The organism is Brevibacterium picturae, assembly GCF_900105045.1.
Lineage (GTDB): Bacteria > Actinomycetota > Actinomycetes > Actinomycetales > Brevibacteriaceae > Brevibacterium > Brevibacterium picturae.
Window position 1 is genome coordinate 3,476,024 of sequence record NZ_LT629739.1, and the last position, 26,156, is coordinate 3,502,179.

Sequence of the window (26,156 nt, forward strand, 5' to 3'; positions counted from 1 at the left end):
ACTTGGAACTACACCAACGAGTCCCGCCATGCCTTATGCAGCTGCGCGAACTTGCCCGCCCCGGAGATCAGCTCCTCGGGTGTGCCGTCTTCGATGATTCGCCCGGAGTCCATGACGAGGACGCGGTCGGCGATCTCCACGGTCGACAGGCGGTGGGCGATGATGATCGCTGTGCGTCCCTCGAGCACCGTCGCCAACGCCTTCTGGACGAGGCGCTCGGACGGAATGTCGAGGTGCGCGGTCGCCTCGTCGAGGACGACGATGTCCGGGTTGGCCAGGAACACGCGGGCGAATGAGACCAGCTGGCGCTGTCCCGAGCTGAGGCGACCGCCGCGCTTCTTCACGTCCGTGTCGTAACCGTCGGGCAGATTGCGGATATAGGGGTCCAGCCCGACGGCCGCGGCAGCGGCGAGAACGTCGTCATCGCCGGCATCGGGATTGCCGATCCGGATGTTGTCGGCGATCGTCCCCGCGAACAGGAACGACTCCTGGGTGACCATGACGACGCTCGAACGCAGCTGGGCATCGTCGAGGTCACGCAGGTCCACCTCGTCGATGGTGACTCGCCCTTCGGAAGGATCATAGAACCGGGTGACGAGCTTGGCCAGGGTCGACTTCCCTGCTCCCGTGGCACCGACGAGTGCGACGATCTCACCGGCCGGGATGCGCAGGTCGAACCGGGGGAGGACATCGGGGCCGTCGCCGTAGGAGAAGCGGACATGGGTGAGGTCGATCGAGCGACCGCTCGGCGGTGTGCCCACCGTCGAGGCGTCGTGAGACGCGGAGTCCTTCGCCGAGGCGGTGCCCGAGTTCCGGTGCGCACTGTGGGCAGGCAGGGACCTTGGCTGGGCCGGTTCCACCACCTCGGGGTCGGTGTCGAGGACGGCCGCCATCTTCTCCAGGGCCGCCGAGGCGGATTGGTAGAGGTTGAATGCCTGCACGAGTTCGTCGAGCGGACCGTAGAACCGGCGCAGGTAGAGGATGAACGCGGCGAGCACGCCGATCTGAGTCCAATCTTCGATGACCAGCCACGCGCCGACGATGATGATGACCGTCTGCGTGACATTGCCGACCAGCCGGGTCCAGCCGGCGAACCAGGCGACCCCGCGCAGGGCATCGGTGTTGGCGTCGCGGTAGAGTGTGTCCTCGTCCCTGAGCGTGCCGCGGCGATCCGGTTGCCTGCGGTAGGCCTGGACTGCGCGGATGCCGCCCATGGTCTCGACGAAGTGGACGATGACCTTCGCAATCGAGGTCCGCGTCCGTCGATAGGCGTTGCGCTGGGACCTGTGCGCGGATTTGGTGATGAAGAAGAGCGGAATGAATCCGAGGAAGACCACGAAGGCCAGGGGCACATCGAGGACGATGAGGGTCACAGCGATGAACGTCATCTCGAACAGCGCCAGCGCCGTGTCGAAGAGCGAGTAGCTGAGGAACTGCTGCACCGACTCCATGTCAGAGGTCTGCCGAGACACCAGCCTGCCCGAGGTCGATCGCTCGTGGTAGCCCAGGTCGAGGCGTTGGATGTGAGTGAACAGGCGTGACCGGAGCCGGTACACGACCTTCTGCGCGGTGATGCCGACCAGCCTCGTGGACGTGAATGCGAGCACCGCCGAGGCGATGGTTGAGCCGACGAAGGCCGCCACCGCACGAATCAGCGGCCCCGGATCGCCGTCGACGGCCTTCGGCACACCATTGTCGAGCGCATCGGCGATGAAGACCGGACCGATGACGAGGAACAGCGCGGTGAGCACGACGATGACGAGTAGGAAGATCGCCATCGCCAGATGTGGGCGGACCAGTGAGAGCAGCAGGGCGCGGGCCTTCTTGGCGATATCGGGTGGAAGCTGCTCGACCTCGTCCTCATCGATGCGGGGAATGCTCACTGCGCGCCTCCTCCAGCTGTGCCCCCGCTGGTGGTGCGTCCGGCAGTCCCAGCCGTCACCGCCGCCGCACCCATGAGTTCACGGTAGAGCGGTGAGGACTGCAGCAGCTCATCGTGGGTGCCCAATGCGACAACCCGTCCCTCGTCGAGGACGGCAACGGCATCGGCCAGCGCCGAGGTGGACGGTCGGTGGGCGATGATCAGCGTCGTCGAATCGGGCAGGATCTCCCGCAGCGCCCGTTGCACCCGGTCCTCGGTGTCGACGTCGACAGCGGAGAGCGGATCGTCGAGGACGAGGATGCGGGGTTGGCCGATGACGGCCCGCGCCAGGGCCAGACGCTGCCGCTGACCACCGGACAGGGACAGCCCCTGCTCGCCCACCTGAGTGTCGAGTCCCTCCGGTAGGCGCTCGACGAAGTCCTTCGCGGCCGTGATCTCCAGGGCCTGCCAGATCGCGTCATCGTCGACCCCGGGCGCACCCATGCTCACGTTCTCGGCCACCGAGGTGGAGAACAGGATCGGGTCCTCGAAGGACACGGACACCAGGTTGCGCACCTCGTTGACGGGCAGATCGCGAATGTCGGTGCCGTCGACGCGCACGGATCCGCCGGTGACGTCCTGGAGTCGTGGAACGAGCGAGGCCAGAGTCGTCTTGCCCGATCCGGTGGCTCCGACGATGGCCAGGGTCTGGCCCGGGTCGACGTGCAGATTGAGGTTCTGCAAGGTCTCACGGTCGGTGTCGGCGAAGTGGAAGTCGACATCCTCGAAGTCCAGCTCGCCCTTGTAGCGGCCCACATCGGGAGCATCGGCGATGCGACCATCGGTGTCGGTGATGTCATGCCTGATGTCGATGACCTCCCAGTACCTGGCCGCAGCGGTCAGTGCCATGAGGGCATCGGCGAGGAGGAAGCCGAGCATCTCGATCGGCATCCGCATCACCATCGAGATGGTCACTGCCGCGACCACGGCTCCGATCGACATCCAGCCCTGTACGACGCCCCAGGTGCCGACAGCCACAATGGCGGCCTGGGCGAGCGTGGGCAGGAGGATCAGCACACTCCAGAACCAGGAATCGAGCTTCGCCTTGCGCACTTCGATGCCCTGGAACTTCCGCGACAGGCGGGCGAAGCGTTGTGCGGCCCAGGGAGAGCGGCCGAAGGACTTGAGGATCCGGATCCCCTGGATCGATTCCTCGACCTCTGTGGTGATCTCACCGACCGTGTCCTGAGACCGACGCGAGGCCTCGCGGTACCTCTGCTCGAAGGCCGTCACAGTCGCAATCGTCGGCACGGCCATGATCAGCATGATCAGCCCGAAGACCGGTTGGAGGAACGTGAGGATGATGGTGCCGATGATGATGATCAGCGGCGTGGTCACGAGGAACGGGATTCCGAAGGCGAAGAACCGTCGCAGCTGGGACAGATCGTTGATCGCGCGCGAGAGCAGCTGCCCCGACTCCCAGGAATCGTGGATGGCCACCGAGGTGTATTGGAGTCGGTCGAAGAGACGTGAACGCCAGGTGATCTCCCAGTGGGCGACGACCGGGGCGACCAGAAGTCTGCGTGCCCACAGTGCCACCGCCTCGGCGATGCCGATGACGAGGACCCCGAGCACGGGCAGCCACAGCCCGGAGAGATCACGGCCGGCGATGGGGCCGTCGATGATGTGGCCGGTGATCAGGGGGATGATCAGTTGGATGCCGTTGGCCAGCAGCGTCAGCGCGAGTACTGCGATGTACACGCCGATGCGAGAGCGCAGATCGGGCCAGAAACGTAAGAGGGGACGCACCCTTGAGAGCCTAGTCGGGGCGCGTGTCGGAGTCCATGGTTCGCACAATCGAGCTTTTCCTCCTCACCGGGTGCGGGCTCTGGGGGAGGTACTGGGCTCGGTCTCTGCGCAGACTCCGGCGCCGCCGACCGATCTCACGCCTCAAGCCATGACTGTCCCAAATTTCGAGACGATCGATTGCGACGTTTGACACGCAGATTGCCCGCGGTGAACTATTGAGCCATGACTCACCTTCTTGTCGTCGTTATTACCCAGCGCGCGGATCTTCCGTAGCCTGTCAACACGACACGTTCCGCGCGCCCCTACCGAAACCGGAGGGGCTTTTTTCATGCGGAGACAAGTTGGATCACTAGGAAGGATACGAAACGATGGCAGCCACGCCCTCGGCCCAGTCAGCGGGAACTGGCACTGCGCCCAGCCCAGCCCCGGTGACCGCGACCCCGTCAAGCATTCGACGAAACTCGACCCCTGAGGTCCTCACCGGAGCGCAGGCGATCGTCCGCAGCCTCGAGCTCCTCGAGGTCGAGACGGTCTTCGGCCTTCCCGGCGGCACCATCCTTCCGACCTATGACCCGCTGTTCGAGACGGACAAGATCCGTCACATCCTCGTTCGTCACGAACAGGGCGCCGGGCACGCGGCCGAAGGCTATGCGGCAGCCTCGGGCAAGCTGGGTGTCTGCATCGCGACCTCGGGTCCGGGTGCGACGAACCTCATCACGGCGCTCGCCGACGCCCACATGGATTCCGTCCCGATGCTGGCCATCACCGGTCAGCAGAGCTCGAAGCTGCTGGGCACCGATGCCTTCCAGGAAGCCGACATCGTGGGGATGACGATGCCGGTGACCAAGCACAGCTTCCTCGTCACCAAGGCCGAGGACATTCCATCCGCGATCCTCAACGCCCATCACATCGCAACCACCGGACGGCCCGGACCTGTCCTCGTCGATGTCACCAAGGACGCACAGTCGGGCACCGCTCCCTTCGTCTGGCCAGAGGAGCCGGCGATGCCCGGTTACCGTCCCATCCTCAAGCCCCATGCGAAGCAGATTCGGGAGGCCGCCCGGCTCATCTCGGAGGCCCAGCGTCCCGTGTTCTACATCGGCGGCGGCGTCATTCGCTCACAAGCGGACAAGGAATTGCTCAAGCTCGCCGAGGCGACCAACATTCCCGTGGCCACGACGCTGATGGCCAGGGGAGCGTTCCCCGATTCGCACCAGCTCCACCTCGGAATGCCCGGTATGCACGGCAGCGTGCCCGCCGTGACGGCCTTCCAGAAAGCTGACCTGCTCATCACCATCGGCGCCAGGTTCGATGACCGAGTCACCGGCAACCTCGATTCCTTCGCGCCGAATGCGCAGGTCATCCACGCTGATATCGATCCGGCGGAGATCGGAAAGAACCGTGAGGTCGACGTCGCCATCGTCGGTGACGCACGCGAGGTCCTCGCGGAGATGCTCACCGAGCTGCGTGGCAAGTTCCCCAAGTCTCTCGAGCGTCAGCGTGAACCCTGGTGGCGCTTCCTCAACCGTCTCAAGACGACCTACCCGCTGGGCTACGACCAGCATGGCGAACTCTGCGATCCGCAGTATGTGATCTCGCGGGTCTCAGCGCTGAGCGGGCCCGAGGCCGTCTACACGGCAGGTGTCGGCCAGCACCAGATGTGGGCCGCCCAGTTCGTCGAATTCGAACGCCCCAAATCGTGGCTGAACTCCGGTGGTCTGGGCACCATGGGCTATTCGGTGCCGGCCGCCATGGGCGCGAAGGTCGCCGAGCCGGACCGTGTCGTGTGGGCCATCGACGGTGACGGATGCTTCCAGATGACGAACCAGGAGCTCGCGACCTGCGCACTCAACGACATCCCGATCAAGGTTGCGATCATCAACAACTCGTCGTTGGGTATGGTCCGCCAGTGGCAGACCCTGTTCTATGACGGTCGGTACTCCAACACCGACCTCAACACCGGGCATGAGACGATTCGGATCCCCGACTTCGTCAAGCTCGCCGAGGCGTACGGCTGCCTGGCCCTGCGTGTGGACAGCAACGACGACGTGGATGCCGCGATCAAGACCGCGCTGGAGACCAATGACCGGCCCGTCGTCCTCGACTTCACGGTCCCGCCGGATGCCATGGTGTGGCCGATGGTCGCCGCTGGCGTCTCCAACGATGAGATCGAATACGCCCGCGGCATTCGCCCGGAGTTCGACGGCGAAGGTGACGAGCAGGCCGAGAGTCAGATTGCGGAAGCCGGTACGGAAGAAGACGGCACGGTTCGCTCCGTGGCTCAGATCGAAGGAGGCCTGGAATGAACAACCGGCACACACTCTCAGTCCTGGTCGAGAACAAGCCGGGCGTGCTGACCCGCTTCACCGGACTCATCGCCCGACGCGGCTTCAACATCCACAGCCTCGCCGTCGGCGTGACCGAACACGATGAGCTCTCGCGCATCACCGTCGTCGTCGACGTCAAGGACGTGCCGCTGGAACAGGTGACCAAGCAGCTCAACAAGCTCGTCAACGTCATCAAGATCGTCGAACTCGAGCCGGCCACATCGGTGCGTCGCGCCCACATCATCTACAAGGTCAAGGCCAACTCCACGACCCGTCCCCAGGTTGCCGCGGCGGTGGAGATGTTCCGCGCGAAGATCGTCGACGTGGGTCCCGACTCCGTCAGCGTCGAATCCACCGGTGAGCTGGGCAAGGTCGAGGCCCTGCGCGAAGTCCTCGAGCCATTCGGAATCAAGGAGATCGTCCAGTCGGGCACCGTGGCCATCGGCCGCGGCTCGAAGTCGATCACCGACCGCGCCCTGCGCAGCTGAACCCTGCGCAACTCAACCCTGCACAACCGAGGACTTCACGTTCCACTTCGTGGAACCTCAACCATCTCAATAAATGAACAGCAGTACCGAACTGTGAAACAATGGGGAGTACCCCACACCTGACGAAGGAGCAAGAGAACTATGGCAGCAGAACGCTATTACGACGACAACGCAGATCTGTCCGTCATCCAGGGCACAAAGGTTGCCGTCATCGGCTACGGCAGCCAGGGACACGCGCACTCGCTGAGCCTGCGCGATTCCGGTGCCGAGGTCCGCATCGGCCTCAAGGAAGGCTCCGCCAGCCGCGACAAGGCCGCTGCCGAAGGCCTCGAGGTGGGCACCCCCGCCGAGGTCTCCGAATGGGCCGACCTCGTCGTGATCCTCGCTCCTGACCAGGTTCAGGCCGAGATCTACAACGCCGAGATCGCACCGAATCTCTCGCCCGGCAACGCTCTGCTCTTCGCCCACGGCTTCAACATCCGCTTCGACTACATCCAGCCGCCCGAGGGCGTCGACGTCATTATGGTTGCACCCAAGGGCCCCGGCCACGTTGTGCGCCGCGAATACGTCGACGGCCGTGGTGTGCCGGTCCTCGTGGCCGTCGAGGCCGACGCCACCGGAAAAGCCTGGGACCTCGTGCTCTCCTACGCCAAGGGCATCGGCGGCCTGCGTGCCGGCGGCATCAAGACCACCTTCACCGAGGAGACCGAATCGGATCTCTTCGGCGAGCAGACCGTCCTCTGCGGTGGCACCTCCCACCTCGTGCAGTACGGCTTCGAGGTCCTCACCGAGGCCGGCTACCAGCCCGAGATCGCCTACTTCGAGGTTCTCCACGAGCTCAAGCTCATCGTCGACCTCATGGTCGAGGGCGGAATCGCCAAGCAGCGCTGGTCGATCTCCGACACCGCTGAGTACGGCGACTACGTTTCCGGACCGCGCGTCATCACCCCCGACGTGAAGAAGAACATGGAAGCCGTCCTCGCAGACATCCAGAACGGCAAGTTCGCCGAGCGCTTCATGAACGACCAGAAGAACGGTGCGGCCGAGTTCAAGGAACTGCGTTCGAAAGAAGAGACGCACCCGATCGAGACCACCGGCCGCGAACTGCGCAAGATGTTCGCTTGGCTCAAGGACTCCGACGATGACTACACCGAGGGCACTGCCGCTCGCTGATCATCCTCGAGCTCCAACTCATCGATCTGACGTGATCGAATGATGGAGCGCACGACGAAGCCCCGGACGCCGCTCGGCCGCCGGGGCTTCGTCGTGCCTGGGCGCGCTCTCGTGACCGATGCGCCACGTGGGTCCAGGTGCCGCCCGTCTCTACCCTTCCCCGAATCGCACGTGTTCCGAGATGAGCAGTGATGGTGATGTGAATTACTGTTGGGGTGTGACGAACTACAGATTCGAGAACTTCAAGCCCGCCTTCGACGAGTCGACCGGAGCCCCCGACGAACGCACGCAGGGCTACTTCGCGTCGACGAGTGTGGGATTCCACGACGTCAGATCCACCGAGGACGCCCTGAAGAACCGCGTCGAACGCGCCATCGCCGACGGTCGGAATCTCACCGCCGTCTACGCACAGCAGGAATACGAGCACGCCCTCGACGCCAACGTTCCCGTGGCGACCTTCGCGTGGTTCGAAAAGCTGGTCAATGTGGGCGGCGGTCGTTTGGTGCCCGGTCACCTGATCACATGGGTGACGGTGCGGCCCACCCATCGCCGGCGCGGCCTGCTGCGGTCGCTGATGACGACCGACCTCGCCGAGGCGAAGGCCGACGGATACCCGTTCGCCGCCCTGACAGCGACCGAAGGCGGAATCTACTCGCGCTTCGGCTTCGGCGTCGCCACCTGGGCGCACTCCATCGAGGTCGACACCTCACCGGGATTCAAGATGGTCCACGAACCCGACCGTCGGGTCGAGATGTGTCTGCCCAGCGAACTGCGTGAACTGGCACCGAAGATCTACTCGGAGTTCATGCGCACCTCACCGGGTGCGATGGAGCGCCAGCAGACCTACATCGAACGTGCCACCGGAGCCTTGAACACCGACACCGGGGAGGCCGACCGCGGTGTGCGTGCGGCTCTGCACTTCGACGAGCAGGGCGAAGCCGACGGCTACGTGTCCTATAAGTTCGCCGGCTGGTCGAAGAACCCGCCGACGATCGAGCTCATCGACTTCGTCGCCGTCACCGACGCGGCCTACGCCTCGCTGTGGTCGTTCCTGGCCGCAATCGATCTCTCGACGCGGGTGACCTTCGGCGAATCCGCGGAGGATTCGCCGCTGCCTTGGCTGCTCACCGACTCCCGCCGGGTGCGGACAGTGTCGACCGAAGACAACATCTGGATCCGGATCCTCGACGTCAAGGCGGCCCTGGAAGCCAGACCCTGGTACGTGCCTGGCACGCTGGTCCTCGAGATCGACGACTCACTCGACCTGGCCGGTGGCCGCTACACCATCACCTCAGACGGAGAGAACGCCGTCGTCGAAACCGCATCCGATTCGACCCCTGCCGACCTGAGCCTGGGCATCGCGGAACTCGGATCGCTCTACTTCGGCGGGGCCGATCCGGTGATCCTCGCCCGTGCGGGACGCATCGACGAGAACGTGCCGGGTGCTGCCGTGCACGCCAGCTCGATGTTCAACCTGGGCCGGATGCCGTATTCGCCCAATGGTTTCTGAGGCCCGGGCTTGAGACCCACGCCTAGGGCCACACTTGGGGCCCCGCCTGAGGTGAGCCGAGACTCACTTCCCAGAATTTGAGACCTTGTGAAGACATTCACAAAGTCTCATAAGATGGACGGGTCCCACACGCTTCAGGAGGAACTCAGTGCCCAAGCCCATCGTGCTCATCGCCGAAAATCTGTCACCGGCCACCATCGATGCCCTCGGAGGGGACTTCGAGATCCGTCAGACCGAGGGCGCTGACCGGTCTCAGCTCCTCAACGACATCGTCGATGCCGATGCGATTCTCGTGCGCTCCGCCACGCAGGTTGATGCCGAAGCGATTGCTGCCGCGAAGAAACTCCAGGTCATCGCCCGCGCCGGCGTCGGACTCGACAATGTCGACGTGCCGGCAGCCACCTCGGCGGGCGTCATGGTCGTCAACGCTCCGACCTCGAACATCACCTCCGCGGCCGAACTCACCATGGCCCACATCCTCGGCTCCGCACGCTACTTCGGCGCCGGGAACACCTCACTCAAGGCGGGGGAGTGGAACCGTAAGAAGTACACGGGCGTGGAGCTGTATGAGAAGACCCTGGGCATCGTCGGACTCGGGCGCATCGGCGGCCTCGTCGCCGAGCGCGCGAAGGCCTTCGGCATGCGCCTGGTCGGCTACGACCCCTACATCACACAGGCGCGCGCCGCACAGATGGGCGTCGAGGTCGTCGACCTGCCAGGACTGTTGGCAGTGTCTGATTTCGTCACCGTCCACATGCCCAAGACACCTGAGACGACCGGCATGATCAGCACCGAGGAATTCAAGGCCGCCAAGCCCGGCGCACGGTTTATCAACGTGGCCCGCGGCGGCATCATCGACGAGGAGGCGCTGGCCGAGGCGGTCGCAGCCGGAGAGGTCGGCGGCGCCGGCATCGACGTGTGGAGCACAGAGCCTCCGGAGCACTCGGCGCTCATGGAACTCGACGCCGTCAACGTCACTCCCCACCTCGGCGCCTCGACCGCTGAAGCACAGGAGAAGGCCGGCGTGGCCGTTGCCAAGTCCGTGCGCAAGGCGCTGGCCGGGGAGCTCGTGCCCGATGCGGTCAACGTCGCCGGTGGAGCCATCCACGAGGACGTGCGCCCGGGCATTCCCCTGGCCGAACGGCTGGGACGAGTGGTCAACTCACTGGCCGACTCCTCGGTGACCCACTTCAAGGTCGAGGTCAATGGCGAGATCGCGGACAAGGACGTCTCCGTCCTCAAGCTCTCCGCGCTCAAGGGTCTGTTCAGGGACGTCGTCTCCGACCAGGTCTCCTACGTCAACGCACCGCTGTTGGCAGAGGAACGCAGCATCGGCGTCGAACTTGTCACCGACCCCTACTGCGAATCCTTCCGCAACGTCACACGGTTGACCGCGACGACGAGCGAGGGCCAGCGGATTTCGGTTTCGGGAACCGTGACCGGACCGAAGCTCGTGCAGAAGCTCACCGAGGTCAACGGCTTCGACCTCGAGATCGAGCTCACCGACAATCTGCTCATCTTCCGCTACGAGGACCGTCCCGGTATCATCGGTCAGCTGGGCCAGGCATTGGGCGCCAATGAGATCAACATCGCGGGCATGCAGGTCTCCCCCTCGGCGACCGACAACGATGCACTCTCGGTTCTGGCCGTCGACTCGGCGGTGTCCGAGGAAGTCGTCAAGGCCGTGGCCGGGGCAGTCAATGCCTCTGCCTTCAGCGGAGTCTCACTGAACGAAGACTGACCTCCACTGGAAACAGCTGATTGAACGGGACCCGTTCACCTCTGCAGATGAGGTGAGCGGGTCCTCATCGTCACCCAGGTCCACAGTTCGTCGGCCAGCACCGCCGCCGAGATGCCGATCAGGGCTCCGGCGATCGTGTCGGTCAGCCAATGCACCTGCAGTGCGGTGCGTGACCACATCATGAGCAGAACCCAGGCGAAGGCGAGGATCATCGACCAGTGGAACCGCAGGACCACCGGCTCGAGCGGGGGAGTGATCTCTGTCGGAGCAGCCCCGTCCTCATCTTCGGGCGGGATAGCCAGGGGCGGCACCGCGCCCGCCTCAGCCAGTTTGATCATGTGCGCTCTGGACGCGATGAACGCAAGCGCCATGGCCAGCGCCGCAGCGCCCATCGAATGCCCCGAGGGATAGGAATAGCCCAGGGAGTCATAGAGCTGCTCACTGGGACGGACTCGGATGACGACGGCCTTGAGCAGCTCGGACAGGGCGATGCCGAGAAGCATGGTGGTGACGAGGGCGCCAGCGGCACGGAACCGTCGCAGGAGGACGAAGAACCCGGCCAGCAGGCCGGTGCAGATCACGACACCCGTGCCCCCGCCCACCTCGGCGAGGGCGACCGCCGTCCAATAGGGGACGGTGTCCGGTTCGATCTCGACGAGGGTGAGCCAGCTCTGATCGAGCGAGGTGGGGCCGATGGCATCTGTGCGCAGCCAGATGCCGAAGGCGACGATGAGAAGCACCGCGGGCAGGGTCGACCAGAGGATCCACGTCGGTTGGCGGACGGACACGGAGAAGGGCTCAGGCGTTCCAGAGGCCGTAGGTCGATGCCAGGGAGGCGATCTTCTTCGCACGTGCCAGGCGGGGGAGGTACGAGCCGTCCGTGATCTCGGAGCCGCCCTCGGCCGCTTCGAGCAGCTGACGTGCCCAGTCGCGCTCGTCCTCGCTCGGGCTCATCGATTCGTTGAGCGTCACGACCTGATCGACGTTGAGCACGAGCTTTCCGGTCATGCCCATCATGTGGGTCACCTCGGCGTCCTCACGGACCTGCTCATCGCTCGCTGAGGCCGCGGACGGTCCATCGATGGCGCCGGGCAGTCCGCCCATGCGCGAGGCGATGGTCAGGCGCGACCGGGCGTAGGCCAGGGCCATCGGGTCCCCGGAGAAACCGGTGTCCTTGCGGAAGTCGTTCGTTCCGAAGGCAAGACGGAAGGTGCCGGGCGCCTCGGCGATCTTGGTCGCATTCTCCACGCCCATCGCGGACTCGAGCAAAGCGATGACCGGCAGGCCCGCCTTCGCGCGCATCGCGGTATAGGAGACCTGTTCCGGGCGTTCGGTCTCCGGCAGCATCACACCGCGCAGTCCGGGCAGCATGGCGATGGCGGCGAGGTCGTCGTCCCAGAATTCCGAGTCCATCTTGTTGATCCGGACCCACGCGGACATGCCGCCTTCAAGCGCACGCACAACATTGTCTCGGGCGTCGAGCTTCTTGTCATCGGAGACCGAAGCCTCGAGGTCGAAGATGACGGAATCCGATTCGGAGATCTGCGCCTCAGAGAAGACCTCCCCCTTGGCCGCGTTGACCAGCAACCAGGAGCGGGAGAGTTTGGCGGGGAGGGCGGCTGCTCGGCGATTGCGGATCGTATCTGTCAATGATCGACTTTCTCTGGGGTTCGGGGTGTTCCTCCCATCTTCGGCGTTCATGGCCGGAAATTGTAGTCCGGGACGAAGTTTGAGACATGAAATTGTGGATGACGGGATCGGATGCGGCCGAGGCTTCGCCGATGTCCGGATGGTAGGACGACCTGGTTGCATGGTGAGATGAGATCTAATCTGTGACCATGAAGTTTTCTATTGCAGTCATGCCGGGTGACGGCATCGGCAACGAGGTCGTCCCCGAAGGTCTCAAGGTGCTCAACCGCGCCATCGAGGTGTCCGGCGAACCTGCGGAACTCGAGCTCACGGACTACGACGTCGGCGCCAGCCGCTGGCACGAGACCGGTGAGACGATCACAGACGAGGAGCTCGAATCTCTGCGTAAGCACGACGCCATCTTCTTCGGCGCATGCGGTGACCCGAGCGTGCCCTCGGGCGTGCTCGAGCGCGGTGTGATCCTCAAGATGCGCTTCGGTCTGAGCCACGCAGTGAATCTGCGACCGTCGAAGCTCTTCTCCGGAGTCACCAGCCCGCTGGCGAACCCGGGAAAGATCGATTTCGTCGTCGTCCGCGAGGGCACCGAAGGATCCTACACCGGCATGGGCGGATCCGTCCGCACCGATACGCCCTACGAGGTCGCGACCGAGGTCTCGGTCAACACCTGGTACGGCGTCGAGCGTGCCGTTCGTGACGCGTTCGAGCGTGCGCAGGCGAGGAACAAGAAGCTCACCTACGTCCACAAACACAACGTCATGGTCCACGCCGGTCACCTATGGCGTCGCGTCGTCGAGAAGGTCGGCGCCGAATACCCCGAGGTGGCGGTCAACTACGAGCACACGGACGCGTGCACGATCTTCATGGTCACCGACCCCTCACGCTACGACGTGATCGTCACCGACAACCTCTTCGGTGACATCCTCACCGACCTCGCCGCGGCAGTCACCGGCGGCATCGGACTGGCCGCCTCGGGCAACCTCAACGTCGAAGGAACCGCACCGAGCCTGTTCGAACCCATCCACGGCTCGGCGCCTGATATCGCCGGTCAGCAGATCGCCGATCCGACCGCTTCCATCCTCTCCGGTGCACTCATGGCTTCGCACCTGGGGCTCGAGGTCGTGGCGAAGTCGATCGAGACCGCTGTCGAGTCCGATCTGGCCGATCGTGACGGAACCAAGCGATCCACCGCCGAGGTGGGCGACGCGATCGCGGCCCGCCTGAGCTGACGTGACCTGCAGGGGCCGAGGCTGGGCACGACCACCTCGGCGAGGCGAGAGCCGACTGGACCATTCGTGAGCCATCACCCCGGTGCGACGCGCGCCGGGGTGATGGACTACCCTGACAGTGTCACTCATCACAAATGAGAAAAGAGTTCTTATGACTAAGTTTGCCGTTCTCAAGAATGTCCAGCCGCAACCCGAGCTGGTGCGAGAGAACATCAAGAAGGACCCCGGATTCGGGCTCTACTTCACCGACCACATGGCCCACATCAGATACACCCTTGACGATGGCTGGCACGCTCACGAGGTGAAGCCCTACGGCCCGCTGGTGCTCGATCCTGCTGCTGCAGTGTTCCACTACGCCCAGGAGATCTTCGAAGGCATGAAGGTCTACCGCCATGCAGACGGCTCCGTCTGGACCTTCCGTCCCGAGCGGAACGCTGCGCGCATCAATAAGTCCGCCGAGCGTCTTGCGCTGCCGCAGATCTCGGAATCCGACTTCATCGAATCGCTCAAGGCGCTGGTTTCCCTCGATCAGCAGTGGGTTCCCACCCCGGAGTCCGAAGCCGACGAGTCGAGCCTGTACCTGCGCCCATTCATGATCGCCACCGAGAAGTTCCTGGGTGTGCGCTCAAGCCATGAGGTCGACTACTACGTCATCGCCAGCCCCGCCGGTCCATACTTCTCCGGTGGCATCAAGCCCGTCTCGATCTGGCTGTCGCAGAACTTCAACCGCGCCGGCTCCGGCGGCACCGGATTCGCCAAGTGCGGCGGCAACTATGCGGCCTCGCTGGCGGCACAGAACGAAGCTGCAGCCGAGGGCTGCCAGCAGGTGCTGTTCACGGATGCCGCGGAGAACAAGTACATCGATGAACTCGGTGGTATGAATCTCATGCTCGTGACCAAGGACGGCCGCCTGCTCACTCCGGAGCTCGGCGATTCCATCCTCGACGGTGTCACTCGCCGGTCCCTGCTCGACCTCGCTCCGCAACTGGGGCTGAAGCCGGAAGAGCGCAAGATCACCGTCGACGAATGGCGTGAGGGCGTTGCCAACGGCGACATCGTCGAGGCCTTCGCCTGCGGCACCGCCGCGGTTGTGACACCGATCGGTCGGGTCGTCAGCGGCGACTTCACCATCGATCACGGCGAAGAACCGGGTGCGAAGACCATGGAGTTCCGCAAGACTCTGCTCGACATCCAGTACGGTCGGGCCGAGGACACGAACAACTGGATGGTTCGTCTGGCCTGAGGTCCTGCGGACAACGTGTGTCCGGCGTGTACAGGGGGTCGGGGGCTGCGATATCGATCGCGGCACCCGACCCCCTGACATGTCCTGCTGACTCAGTCATGGGTGGACTCGGCCTCCACGGGTGGGGTCGGCCTTGGTCGTCATCATCAAGGCCGACGAATTTGCGCGCATCTGCGTTAAAAGATGTACTGTGGCCACGTGTCTACATCAGCCTCAACATCCACGCCGACCGCTTCCGAAGTCGTCGCCAACCTTCCGTGGCGCTGGAGGACTCAGGGTGCCATCTTCATCATCGGTGGCCTGGGCTTCATGTTCGACGCCTGGGATGTTGCGCTCAACGGGTTCCTCATCCCACTGCTCAGCGACTACTGGAGCCTGAGCGTCGGCCAGGCCGCTTGGATCGCCACGGCCAACCTCATCGGCATGGCTCTGGGTGCCTTCATCTGGGGCGGCATCGCCGATGTGATCGGACGCAAGAAGGCATTCACCCTCACCCTTCTCGTGTTCTCAGTCTTCACGGTGGCAGGAGCTTTCTCCCCAGCTTTCGGCTGGTTCATCGTCTTCCGATTCCTCGCCGGATTCGGGCTTGGCGGATGCATCCCGGTCGACTATGCCCTCGTCGGGGAATTCACTCCCAAGAAGCATCGCGGTCGCGTCCTGACTGCAATGGACGGTTGGTGGCCGATCGGTGCCTCACTGTGCGCCTTCGTCTCCGCATCGCTGCTGGGCGTGGGGGACTGGCGCCTCATCATGCTTGTCATGATCGTGCCCGCTCTGCTGACAGTGGCCGTGCGCTTCGGAATTCCCGAATCACCTCTCTATCTTGCTTCCGTCGGACGGTACGCCGAAGCCGATGCCATCATCGCCAGGCTCGTCGAGCGCACCGGCGCCGAGGTGACGACGTGGACTCATGATGTTCCCGTCGCGAGCGAGACCAAGGCCACCGGTACCGCCCGATCCGCTGGCACCGCCCAGGACGCCGGCACCGCCCAGGACACCGGCGCTGCCAAGACGCCTCGGCAGGCATCCGACGCGCCTGGAGCGGTCACCTCCGTCAACAGACAGCTGCGCGCCGCCAGCGGTCAATTGCTGCAATTGTGGCAGTACTCAGCCAAGACGACTCTTGTCTCCTGGGCACTGTTCGGATCTGTCCTCCTGGTCTACTATGCGGCCCTGACATGGTTGCCGGATATCCTGAAGAAGCAGGGGTTGGGAGACCAGACAGCATTCATGGTCACCGGATCGATGACGGCAGTGGGCATCCTCGGTGTCATCGTCTCGGCCCTGATCGTCGAACATGTGGGTCGAAAATGGGTGCTCGGCGTGACCGCAATCGTCTCCGCGCTCCTGTTGGTCTGTGCCGCAGTATTCATCGAGGCTTCGGGGACGGAGCTGACCTTGGCCGCCAAGGCCAGCATAATCGGATTCGGATTCGTCGTGCAGATCGCCATTCCCACTCTTTACACCTATGTCTCGGAGCTCTACCCGACCCGGCTGCGCGGTTCGGGATTCGGCTGGGCATCGGCTGCCTCCCGCATTGCGACCGGTGTTGCTCCGCTTGTCTTCGGTGCGTTCATGTGGCCGGTTCTCGGGCTGACACTGACCTTCATACTTACCGGGGTGCTCGTGGTTGTGTCGGTGGTGCTCATGGCTATGCTCGCCAGGGAGACCACGGGCGAAGCGCTCGCTTGAGGTCCCGCGCGATGCGGCCTGAGGGACTGGGCGATGCGGCTTGAGTCGAGGAACTCACCTGCTTGGTGCAGTGCCGTGAATCTGTTGCCAGACGTTCGATTTCGCATCTGACCTGGGCTGATGCTTCGCGAGAATCTCGTGTCAGTGCCGGACGCTAGTGTGTTTGGTATGGAAGCAGAGACGGTTTCAGACGTGATCACCGAGATTCATCGGTGGCGCGAGAAGCTGTCCGACCTGCCGCCAGCGCGGACTGAGCGCGAAGCGATCGACAGAATCACCGCTCTGGAGGAACTGACGTCTGTGAGCGCGGCAGCGCAGGCCAGAGAGACGTTGACCTTCGACATGCACCGCCGGAATCGTGAAGCTGAGGACGGTTTGTCGAGTCGCAAGCAGGGGCAGGGTCTGGGGGCCGAGATCGGATTGGCCCGAAAGGTTTCTCGGGCCAGAGGGTGCAAATTGCTGGGCTTCGCCCGATCCCTGCTGATGGATCTGCCCAAGACGTATGCCGCCCTCAAGAGCGGAGACATCTCAGAAGAGAAGGCACGAGTCGTCGCGAAGGAGACTGATTGGCTCCCCAGAGACAAGCGGCACCAGGTCGATGACCGGATGGCCGATCGCCTCGCCGAGGTGGGTGTCGGTCGGCTGGGCAATGAGGTTCGTGCCCTGGCCCAGCAACTCGACCAGAAGGCAGCCGTCGAACATCTGGACAGGTGCGTGGACGAACGTGCCGTCACAGTGCGTCCAGCGCCTGGAAACATGGCGTATCTGACGGCACTCCTGCCCCTGTCGCAAGCGGTGGCAGCGTATACCAACTTGTCGAAGTCGGCACAGTCGATCATCGGGACAGGTCAGGCCGACGGGCGCACTCAGAGCCAGGTCATGGCCGACCTTCTGGTCGAGAGAACCACAGGTCAAGACAGTGCAGAAGCCATTCCCACCGAAGTCCACGTAGTGATGAATGCCGACAGCCTCTTCGACTCAGGTGAGACCCCAGCGTGGTTCCCCGGCTTCGACCCGATCCCAGCGAAGACAGGCCGAGCATTCATCGCCGAGAACGAAGCCGCAGTCTTCATCCGGCGGTTGTACACACGTCCAACCGACGGTCAGTTGGTCCGAATGGACTCGAAGCGCCGTGAATTCTCCGGTCTGCTCCGGCGCATGGTGGTGATTCGCGATGACGTCTGCCGTTCTCCGTGGTGCGATGCTCAGATCAAACACGCAGACCATTCTCAAGGATTCGCCGCCGGTGGCCAGACCGACTGGGACAACGCCTCAGGACTCTGCGCGGCCTGCAACTTCAATAAGGAACTGCCGGGATGGCGACATGAGGCCACCGCCGAAGAATTAATCGTGCGAACTCCGACCGGACACAGATATCAGATCGGCACCAAGCCGATCGGAACACCGACGACGAAGAACAGTGAACTTCCCCGCTCCAATCTCACCAACTGGCAGTCCTCGGAAGAAGCCAACGACGCCGATCATTTCACCGTGCGAATCCCGCCGCTTCGAAGAGCGAAGGCGCCGCAACTTCGAAGTGCGAAGGCGTCGGCGCTTGAGAGACCATTCGAATCCCTCCAGGTTGATGTTTGGGAACTTCAGGATGAGCCGCCGAGCGTGGTGGAACTGAGCCTGGTGGAGCAACTGGCCGAATTCGCCTCCGCAGAATGACGCCCGCAGCTGTGCCGAGTGCAACCGTGCCGAGAGCGGCAACTCCTCAGCCAGGCAGTCGTTCCTCAGCCCAGAAGGGAGAGTTCTGCCAGAGTTCAATTGCCCGACTGCCGGAGTCGTTATGGTGGGAACATGGATGATCATGCCGAGCTTGAGGTTCTCGGAGCTTCACCTGCGGAGCTCAATGTGGAACTTGTGTGGGGCATACCGGGCGGTCTGGGGCAGAGCTGGGACCCCATAGGCTCAGCAGCTGGAATCCCTGGAGTGCTGCCACCGCCCCATGAGATCGAAGAGCTCTACGCCGCTGCAGCGGCAGAGCCGCCCTTGAACGAGGATCCGAAGCACGCGGCACTGTTCGGGAAACTCTACGACCTTTCGGTCCGAAACGGTCAGGTCCTCATCGCAGCGGCGCGGTCCGATGGGCGCCTGAGGTCAATCGCCTACGGCCACTTCTGGTCCTGGGCGGAACAGGACCACGACTGGGCACATGAACTGGCCTCCACACTCGGAGACGCCGCTGCGGCACTCGAATGGTCGTTCGCCCTCAACCTTTTGGCTCGTGATCCCCATCTGCGCAGTTCCGGGCTCGGACGGACCACGCTCCAGACATGGCTGGCCGGCATCAGCGGATACAGTTGCTGGCTCCAGACCAACGACATCGACAGCCCCGCCCGCAGCCTCTACGAAAGCCTCGGCTTCGTCGCGCTCGGTCATGGGCCCCAAGCGCCCAACGGCCAACCGGGACTCGTCATGTTCAGACCACCAGCCTGAGCGCGCGGTTCCGCGCGATCATGAGAAACCGGTGATCATTAGGATGGTGGCATGCGCAACGAAGCTCCGGCAGACAAACAGACCATCGACACCTCCAGCCCGGCCATGGCATCGCAGGATGCTGCCCCCATGCCACATGATGAGAACCTGTGGCTCGAAGACATCCACGGCGATGACCAGATGGCCTGGGTCAGGGAGCAGAACGCGAAGACCATCGCCAGGTTCCAGGACGATCTGTTCGACTCCATCGCCGGTGATATTCAGACCGCCCTGGACTCCGAGGGCAAGATCCCGATGGTGGCCAAACGCGGTGATCACTATTTCAACTTCTGGCGCGACACCACGAACCCCAAAGGCATGTGGCGGCGAACCACCTGGGACAGCTATGTCTCCGATTCCCCCGAGTGGGAGGTCCTCATCGACCTCGACGAGCTCGGCACCGCGGAAGCAACACCCTGGGTGTGGGCCGGAGCATCGGTGCGTCGTTCGGACAACTCACGTGCACTCGTCTCGCTCTCGCCCGATGGCGGGGACGCTCACAGAGTGCGCGAATTCGATCTGAGAACCAAATCCTTCGTTGCCGGCGGCTTCGACCTCCCTACGGCGAAGACCCGCTTTGCCTGGCTCGACGATGACACGATCATCGTCGCCACCGAGACTGACGAGGCCTCTCTGACCACTTCGTCCTATCCGCGTCAGGCGCGAGTCCTCAGGCGTGGACAGGCCATTGCCGATGCCCCAATTGTCGCCGAGGTGCCACGCGATCACGTCGCCATCTTCGTCGGCAGCGATGTGGGACCGGCAGAGGCCGATTCCACCGACAGGGTCTTCGCCATCGATGCCATCGACTTCTTCAATTCGCGGCCCAGCTTCATCGACCTCGACCTGGTCACCGAGGAATTCGGGGCGGTGAGCACCGACGCCTCGGCGTGGGAGAAGAAATGGACCGTCGTCGATGTGCCGACCGACGTGGAAGTCGGATTCGACAGGGACTTCGTTCTCTTCCGCCCCCAATCCGACTGGAATCACGAGGATTTCTCGGTGCCCGCCGGTGGTCTGGCCATCGCCGATATCGCCGAGGTGCGGGCTGGCACAATCGCACCGACCGTCATCTTCGCCCCCGACGCTCACACCGCCCTGCAGTCGTGGACATGGACGCGGGACTACCTGGTCCTCGAGCTGCTGGCTGACGTACAGTCTCAGCTGGTCGTTCTCGATCCCAACGATCATTTCTCATCGTCTCGGCTGCCCGGAGTCGCGGCCAATCACATGGTCGGGTTGGGAGCAGTCGACAGACACGATGACGCCACCGCCAACGACTATTGGCTGGTGAGCACCGGCTTCCTGACTCCATCGACCCTGGCGTACGGAAGGTTGGGGTCCTCGAGCACCAACAGCTATGCGACCCCCGAAACCATCAAAACGGCACCGGCACTCTTTCCCAGCGAAGGCTTCTGCGTCGAACAGCACTTCGCCACCAGCGAAGACGGCACGAAGATTCCCTACTTCCAGATCGCCGACAGCGCTCTGGTGCTCGATGGGAGCAGTCCGACCCTCCTGGACGGATACGGTGGATTCGAAGTCAGCCGGTCTCCGGTGTACTCCCCGGTCATGGGCATCGGATGGTTGGGGCGCACGACGATTACCGCCGGACGTCGCGGGGTCTATGTCCTGGCCAACATTCGCGGCGGTGGAGAATACGGGCCACGGTGGCACACCTCGGCGATGCGAGAGAACCGGATGCGGGCCTACGAAGACTACGCCGCCGTTGCCCGAGATCTCATCGAACGCGGGGTGACGAGCCCGAAGAGTCTGGCTTGCGCCGGCGGGTCGAACGGGGGACTGCTGGTCGGGAACATGCTCACACAGCACCCTGAACTCTTCGGCGCGATCTCGTGCGGAGTTCCTCTCTTGGATATGCGCCGCTACACCAAACTCAGTGCAGGCTATTCGTGGAAGGCCGAGTACGGCGACCCAGATGTGGCCGAAGACTGGGCATTCATCCAGAAGTTCTCGCCCTATCACCTGCTGGAAGAAGGCGTGGACTATCCACCCGTGCTGTTCTGGACGGCGACCTCTGATGATCGTGTCGGGCCGGTCCAGGCACGCAAGATGGCTGCCCGGATGCAGGATCGGGGCATCGACGATGTGTGGTTCTTCGAAGACACCGAAGGCGGGCACTCGGCAGCCTCGGACAACAAGCAGGCGGCGTTCACCCGGGCCCTGAGCTACCGCTTCCTGTGGAACTCGCTGTCCGGCGAGTGAGCAAGCTCATAGCTTCTGAGCAGAGCCTGAGAGTAGGTTTGGAACCATGACGAACGATACGCACGAACCCCAGCGCTTTCACGCCGAATACAAGGTCATCGGTGGGAAACTCGTGGTCGCCGATGTGGAAACCGACGGGAAGACCATCACCGAGGTCAAGATCTCCGGCGACTTCTTCCTCGAACCCGAAGAAGCCTATTTCGACCTCGCCCCTGCGCTCGTCGGAGCCAGCGTCACCGCGGACAACGCGAACCTGCGCCAACGCCTCGATGACGTACTCGCCAGGTACGGTTCGGAACTGGCGATGCACGGATTCTCGACTTCTGACATCGCCACGGTCGTCAGGCGTGCTCTGGGGTCGGCGGCGAACTTCACCGACTTCGATTGGCAGGTCATCCGCGGCGAGGTCCTGCCCACACAGGTCAATGTCGCCCTCGACCAGGTGCTGTTGGACGAGGTCGCAGCAGGACGTCGGAAACCGACGCTGCGGTTCTGGGAATGGGACGACACCGCCACGGTCATCGGAGCCTTCCAGTCCTACGCCAACGAACTCCGCCCGGAAGGCGTCGAGAAGTACGGGGTGCAGGTCGTGCGCCGCATTTCCGGCGGGGGAGCGATGTTCATGGAAGGCGGCAACTGCATCACCTACTCGATGTTCGTCCCACCCGCGCTGGTCGCCGGCCTCGACTATGAGGAGTCCTACGTCTTCCTCGACCAATGGGTGCTGGCAGCTCTGAAGAGCCTCGGCGTCGAAGCCTTCTACAAACCGATCAACGACATCTCCTCGACCGGCGGCAAAATCGGCGGTGCGGCACAGAAGAGAATGCGCGACGGAACCCTGCTTCACCACGCGACGATGAGCTACGACATCGACGCCGACAAGATGGTCGAAGTCCTGCGCATCGGTGAGGCGAAGATCTCCGACAAGGGCGTCGCCAGCGCGAAGAAGCGCGTCGACCCCCTGCGCAGCCAGACCGGTGAGGCCCGCAAAGACATCATCGACGTCATGGCCGACACCTTCGCCGACAGATATGGCGCCAGCTTCGACACCTTCACCGAAGACGAACTGGAGAAGGCACGTACCCTTGTTGCCGAGAAGTTCGGAACCGAGAAATGGACACACCGAGTGCCGTGAGCATGCCTGAAGATGATCATGGTCCTTGGTGGGAAGCTCAAGCTCTGGCCCTGGCAGCCGAGGCGGAACGCCGTGAGAGACGGCGGGGAATCGCACTCATCATCGGCTCAGCCGTGCTTATGGCAGTCTCACTGCTGTGTATGTTCATCGGCTCTCTCGGCCTGATCGGGCTGGTGTGCCTGGTCTTCTTCGGTGCCTGTCTCTTAGCCGGCATCCTGATGCGTGGGGACCCCAATTCCCGGACCACCTTCGTGCTGTCACTGTGGGCGGCGCTGCTGATGGGGCTCGGCATGGGACTGCTGTTCATCTTCACACTCGTGTCAGCGTTGACCTACGGGGCGAGCGGTAACCAGATCGTGGTGCTCGTCGTCGCCGCAATCGGCTTCTTGTTCTTCGGAGTCGGCTGCGTCGCGGCAATGGTGAAGGCAAGACGACCTCGTGGGCGGACACAGCGATGAGGAGTGAGGAACCGAAACAGTCGACGATCGTTACTCTCGGCGGTGGCGGGTTCTCCATGTCTGAGACAGAGGAATCAGCCATCGATGACTACCTGCTCCAGCTGGCGAGCAGTGTGCGAGGCACACGCAGCACCGAATCTCACCATCGCCGAGGTGGTGGTGAGATTCCGCGCGTGTGCTTCGTCCCGACGGCATCGGGTGACAACCCCGACTACATTCGACGCTTCGAGGCCGCATTCGACGGACGGGCCGAGACGCATGTGCTCTCACTGTTCGGTCAGAGTCCGTGGGACTACCAGGATCCGCAGATGCTTCTGGACATGGATCTCATCTACGTCGGCGGTGGATCCACCGCCAACCTGCTCGCGCTGTGGCGGCGGCACGGCGTGGACGACATCATGCGAAGGGCAGCGAGCGACGGTACGGTCCTCGCCGGAGTCAGTGCCGGGGCCAACTGCTGGTTCGAGGCGTCATCGACCGACTCGTTCGGCTCGCTGGCTGCCCTGGACGAGGGTCTCGGAATCCTCCCCGGCAGCGTCTGCCCGCACTATCATGGTGAGGCCGGCCGGGCCGAGATGTTCCGCACCTGGATCGGGACCGGTCAGCTGCCGGGACCAGGGCTCGCCATCGACGACCATGCCGCCGTCGTCTTCGAGAACGCCACGGCCACCTCGGTGATGGTGGAAAGACCTGAAGCCAACGCCTACCTCGTTGACGGCTGGAGCGAAACGCGGCTCGGCACCGATGACGCAGCCGCCACTCTGCCTCGCCACCTCCCCAGGCGGGTGCTGGAATGAACGACCAGGTACTCGAATGAACGATGGCGAGCTGCAGGCGATCTTCGCTCGCGCGTACCGGAAGCAACGACGGGACGCGCAACTGCTCATCCTCGTCGCCACGCTGTTCGTCGTTGTGGGGTTGATCATGCTCGTCGGCGCAGGTCAGATCGTCGGCCTCTTCATCACGGTGTTCTTCGCCGCCGGCATCATCGCCGGCATCATGCAGCTGATCGGCATGCACACGAGGCGGGCGCTGCTGCTGGGAATCTGCTCCGCACTGCTGCTCACCGCAGCCTGCGCCATCCTCATCGTGCTGACACTGACAGGTGTCATCATCGACGCGCCCGGGCGTTCGCAGATCGTCGCCACGATTGCCGCCTTCGTCGGTCTCGTGTTCTTCGGTGGCGGATCGGTCGTCCTCCTCGTCCGCTACGTTCGGAGGCGTTGATCGCACCTGTGCACGCATTCCTCGCAGGCGATCGACCACCTCGGCGATCTGATCTGTAGGATTGGGAATCAATCAAGCCATACCCTGCACAAGGAGAGCCATGCGCCAGGTCGAACCGTCAGTAGAACTGCTCGCCAAGCCCAGCATCGACTGGGATTCGATGAGGACATATCTCGATGAGGTGGGCGGATCTAACTGGGCGGATCGTGTCGAAGAGGCCGATTCTCCCGACGCCGAGGACATTGTCGAGTTCTCCGGGCGCATGTGCTACCGCTCGTGGGAGCCGGGGCTGAACCCGAACGTGTCCCGTGTGCGCACGGATTCGTCCCAGTACCTGGGCAACGTCATCGCCTCCCAGCACGGTTCGGTGCTCGAGCACGCGAACTTCACCTTCGTCCTCCACAACGTCTCCCGGGTGCTCACCCACGAACTCATCCGCCACCGTGCCGGTTCCGCGTTCTCGCAGGAATCCCTGCGCTACGTGCGGCTGGCCGACATTCCGTTCTGGTTCCCCGAGTGGGCACGTGAGGACTCGGAGCTCATGGAACGCTCCCTCAAAGTCCTCGACACCCTCGAAGAACACCAGAAGTGGATGACCGAGCATTTCGAACTCGACGAAGCCAGCACGAAGTTCTCCCATAAGAAGCACATGACCTCGTTCATGCGCCGCTTCGCACCCGAGGGCTTGGCCACTGGCATCGTCTACACCGCCAACCTCCGCTCCCTGCGCCACGTCATCGAGATGCGCACGGCCAAGGGAGCCGAGGAAGAGATCCGTCTCGTGTTCAATAAGATCGGGGAGGCCATGCTCCAAGAGGCCCCCGCGGTCTTCTCCGACTATGAAGTGGTCGACGGGGCATGGATCCCCGGGACCCGGAAGGCATGACATGGCTGACATCTTCAACGCCCAGATCAACCCCGGAAAACTCGAGATCGTCTCTGCCTGGCTGAGTAAGCAGGAGCGCTCGGCCGGGACCGATGTGACACCGGAGGCACTGACCCAGCTCAGCTCCTACCGGTTCGACGATCCCGCCGGCGAGGTGGGAGCAGAGATCCACATCGTCGCTTCGGGAGACCGCGTCTTCCAAGTGCCGCTGACCTACCGCGGGGAACCGCTGGCCGGTGCCGACGAGCACCTGATCTCGACCATGGAGCATTCCATCCTCGGCAAGCGCTGGGTCTACGCCGGGATGGGTGACCCTCTCTTCCGGCAGCGCCTCGACCACGCGATCGCCACTGCTGATAACTCGGCCCGGCAGTTTCGCGTCGACGACGAGGGCAACAGGGTCGAAGAGATCACCGATGTCGCTCACGCCTGGGGTACGGGGCCGTTGGCCGGTGCCGAAGACGTCGAAATGCTGTATGAGCTCAGCCTCGATTCGCCCGCTGAGGGAACTGAAGCGGGACTGCTCTTGGGCCGCTGGTCGGGTCAGGACTCCCGGGTCGTCCTCGCCGTGATGGTGTGATGATCGGGTGAGCAAGGACTGCCTGTTCTGCGGGATCGTCGCAGGTGATGTGCCGAGTGCGCCGGTCGCGGAGACGGAGACGACCGTCGCGTTCATGGACATCCAGCCAGGCTCCGACGGGCATCTGCTCGTCGTCCCGAAACGGCACAGCACGGATCTGCGAGACATTCCTGCCGCCGATCTCGCAGACGTGGCGATCGAATCGCAGCGTATCGCCAAGCATGTCTTCGACGTGTGGGGTGCCGACGGGGTCAACCTGCTCAACTCCTGCGGCAAAGACGCCTGGCAGTCGGTGTTCCACTTCCATATGCATGTCATTCCGCGCTACCGCGACAAAACCAAGGACCGACTCAGGCTGCCGTTCGAACCCGGCATGCGCGGTGAGGCAGAGCTGATCGAGGAGATGGCAGGCTCGATGAGGTCGGCCCTGGAGGCTGGCTGAC

22 protein-coding genes are annotated in these 26,156 nt (G+C 63.5%); 18 read left to right on the plus strand and 4 right to left on the minus strand.

The window, feature by feature from the left end; all coding sequences use genetic code 11:
• Window positions 1–8: 8 nt before the first annotated feature.
• Window positions 9–1,883: an ABC transporter ATP-binding protein gene (locus BLT92_RS15880; RefSeq protein WP_092107112.1), complete on the minus strand. Its 1,875-nt coding sequence runs from the start codon at window positions 1,881–1,883 to the stop codon at window positions 9–11.
• Complete coding sequence (locus BLT92_RS15885; protein ID WP_231938878.1) at window positions 1,880–3,670, minus strand: ABC transporter ATP-binding protein; 1,791 nt, start codon at window positions 3,668–3,670, stop codon at window positions 1,880–1,882. Before BLT92_RS15885 ends, BLT92_RS15880 begins: the two co-directional genes overlap by 4 nt.
• Window positions 3,671–4,038: 368 nt before the next feature.
• Between BLT92_RS15885 and BLT92_RS15890 the strand changes: the two genes are divergently transcribed.
• The 5 genes from BLT92_RS15890 to serA all read left to right on the plus strand — a co-directional run bounded on the left by BLT92_RS15890 (window position 4,039) and on the right by serA (window position 10,909).
• Complete coding sequence (locus tag BLT92_RS15890; RefSeq protein ID WP_092107114.1) at window positions 4,039–5,976, plus strand: acetolactate synthase large subunit; 1,938 nt, start codon at window positions 4,039–4,041, stop codon at window positions 5,974–5,976.
• Window positions 5,973–6,485: an acetolactate synthase small subunit gene (ilvN, locus tag BLT92_RS15895; protein WP_092107116.1), complete on the plus strand. Its 513-nt coding sequence runs from the start codon at window positions 5,973–5,975 to the stop codon at window positions 6,483–6,485. Before BLT92_RS15890 ends, ilvN begins: the two co-directional genes overlap by 4 nt.
• Window positions 6,486–6,626: 141 nt before the next feature.
• The gene (ilvC, locus tag BLT92_RS15900; RefSeq protein ID WP_092107118.1) at window positions 6,627–7,658 is read left to right on the plus strand and encodes a ketol-acid reductoisomerase; all 1,032 of its coding nucleotides are present in this window, start codon (window positions 6,627–6,629) and stop codon (window positions 7,656–7,658) included.
• A gap of 217 nt (window positions 7,659–7,875) precedes the next feature.
• Window positions 7,876–9,168, plus strand: coding sequence for a GNAT family N-acetyltransferase (locus BLT92_RS15905; RefSeq protein WP_092107120.1), 1,293 nt, complete (start codon window positions 7,876–7,878; stop codon window positions 9,166–9,168).
• A gap of 148 nt (window positions 9,169–9,316) precedes the next feature.
• Window positions 9,317–10,909 carry a phosphoglycerate dehydrogenase gene (gene serA, locus BLT92_RS15910; protein ID WP_092107122.1) on the plus strand — a complete coding sequence of 531 codons (1,593 nt, stop codon included), beginning with the start codon at window positions 9,317–9,319 and terminating at the stop codon, window positions 10,907–10,909.
• Window positions 10,910–10,944: 35 nt separating this feature from the next.
• Here serA and BLT92_RS20515 read toward each other — a convergent pair whose 3' ends face one another.
• Window positions 10,945–11,697, minus strand: a complete 753-nt coding sequence (locus BLT92_RS20515; RefSeq protein ID WP_157691479.1) for a phosphatase PAP2 family protein — start codon at window positions 11,695–11,697, stop codon at window positions 10,945–10,947.
• A gap of 10 nt (window positions 11,698–11,707) precedes the next feature.
• The gene (locus tag BLT92_RS15920) at window positions 11,708–12,559 is read right to left on the minus strand and encodes an HpcH/HpaI aldolase/citrate lyase family protein (RefSeq protein WP_092107124.1); all 852 of its coding nucleotides are present in this window, start codon (window positions 12,557–12,559) and stop codon (window positions 11,708–11,710) included.
• Between the two features lie 188 nt (window positions 12,560–12,747).
• Here BLT92_RS15920 and BLT92_RS15925 point away from each other — a divergent pair, with 188 nt between their 5' ends.
• The 13 genes from BLT92_RS15925 to BLT92_RS15985 all read left to right on the plus strand — a co-directional run bounded on the left by BLT92_RS15925 (window position 12,748) and on the right by BLT92_RS15985 (window position 26,155).
• Window positions 12,748–13,785 (plus strand): 3-isopropylmalate dehydrogenase, encoded by a 1,038-nt coding sequence (locus tag BLT92_RS15925; protein ID WP_092107126.1) that lies wholly within the window; start codon window positions 12,748–12,750, stop codon window positions 13,783–13,785.
• Window positions 13,786–13,936: 151 nt separating this feature from the next.
• Window positions 13,937–15,028, plus strand: coding sequence for a branched-chain amino acid aminotransferase (locus BLT92_RS15930; protein ID WP_092107128.1), 1,092 nt, complete (start codon window positions 13,937–13,939; stop codon window positions 15,026–15,028).
• A 183-nt stretch (window positions 15,029–15,211) separates the two neighbouring features.
• On the plus strand, window positions 15,212–16,720 hold the full coding sequence (locus BLT92_RS15935; RefSeq protein WP_172802610.1) for an MFS transporter: 1,509 nt from the start codon (window positions 15,212–15,214) through the stop codon (window positions 16,718–16,720).
• A 168-nt stretch (window positions 16,721–16,888) separates the two neighbouring features.
• Complete coding sequence (locus tag BLT92_RS15940) at window positions 16,889–18,391, plus strand: HNH endonuclease (protein WP_092107130.1); 1,503 nt, start codon at window positions 16,889–16,891, stop codon at window positions 18,389–18,391.
• Window positions 18,392–18,523: 132 nt separating this feature from the next.
• Entirely contained in the window at window positions 18,524–19,162 is a 639-nt protein-coding gene (locus BLT92_RS15945) for an N-acetyltransferase (protein WP_092107132.1), read from the plus strand.
• Window positions 19,163–19,213: 51 nt separating this feature from the next.
• The gene (locus BLT92_RS15950; protein ID WP_092107134.1) at window positions 19,214–21,427 is read left to right on the plus strand and encodes a prolyl oligopeptidase family serine peptidase; all 2,214 of its coding nucleotides are present in this window, start codon (window positions 19,214–19,216) and stop codon (window positions 21,425–21,427) included.
• A gap of 46 nt (window positions 21,428–21,473) precedes the next feature.
• Window positions 21,474–22,562 (plus strand): lipoate-protein ligase small subunit, encoded by a 1,089-nt coding sequence (locus BLT92_RS15955; protein WP_092107136.1) that lies wholly within the window; start codon window positions 21,474–21,476, stop codon window positions 22,560–22,562.
• Complete coding sequence (locus BLT92_RS15960) at window positions 22,541–23,020, plus strand: hypothetical protein (protein WP_231938879.1); 480 nt, start codon at window positions 22,541–22,543, stop codon at window positions 23,018–23,020. The genes BLT92_RS15955 and BLT92_RS15960 overlap by 22 nt, the downstream gene beginning before the upstream one ends.
• A 56-nt stretch (window positions 23,021–23,076) precedes the next feature.
• Window positions 23,077–23,817 (plus strand): Type 1 glutamine amidotransferase-like domain-containing protein, encoded by a 741-nt coding sequence (locus BLT92_RS15965; protein WP_231938880.1) that lies wholly within the window; start codon window positions 23,077–23,079, stop codon window positions 23,815–23,817.
• 16 nt (window positions 23,818–23,833) lie between these two features.
• Window positions 23,834–24,247, plus strand: a complete 414-nt coding sequence (locus BLT92_RS15970; protein ID WP_092107142.1) for a hypothetical protein — start codon at window positions 23,834–23,836, stop codon at window positions 24,245–24,247.
• 100 nt (window positions 24,248–24,347) lie between these two features.
• Window positions 24,348–25,133 (plus strand): FAD-dependent thymidylate synthase, encoded by a 786-nt coding sequence (gene thyX, locus BLT92_RS15975; protein ID WP_092107144.1) that lies wholly within the window; start codon window positions 24,348–24,350, stop codon window positions 25,131–25,133.
• Window position 25,134: 1 nt separating this feature from the next.
• On the plus strand, window positions 25,135–25,713 hold the full coding sequence (locus BLT92_RS15980; RefSeq protein WP_092107146.1) for a maltokinase N-terminal cap-like domain-containing protein: 579 nt from the start codon (window positions 25,135–25,137) through the stop codon (window positions 25,711–25,713).
• A 7-nt stretch (window positions 25,714–25,720) separates the two neighbouring features.
• Window positions 25,721–26,155, plus strand: coding sequence for an HIT family protein (locus tag BLT92_RS15985; protein WP_092107148.1), 435 nt, complete (start codon window positions 25,721–25,723; stop codon window positions 26,153–26,155).
• Window position 26,156: the final 1 nt, after the last annotated feature.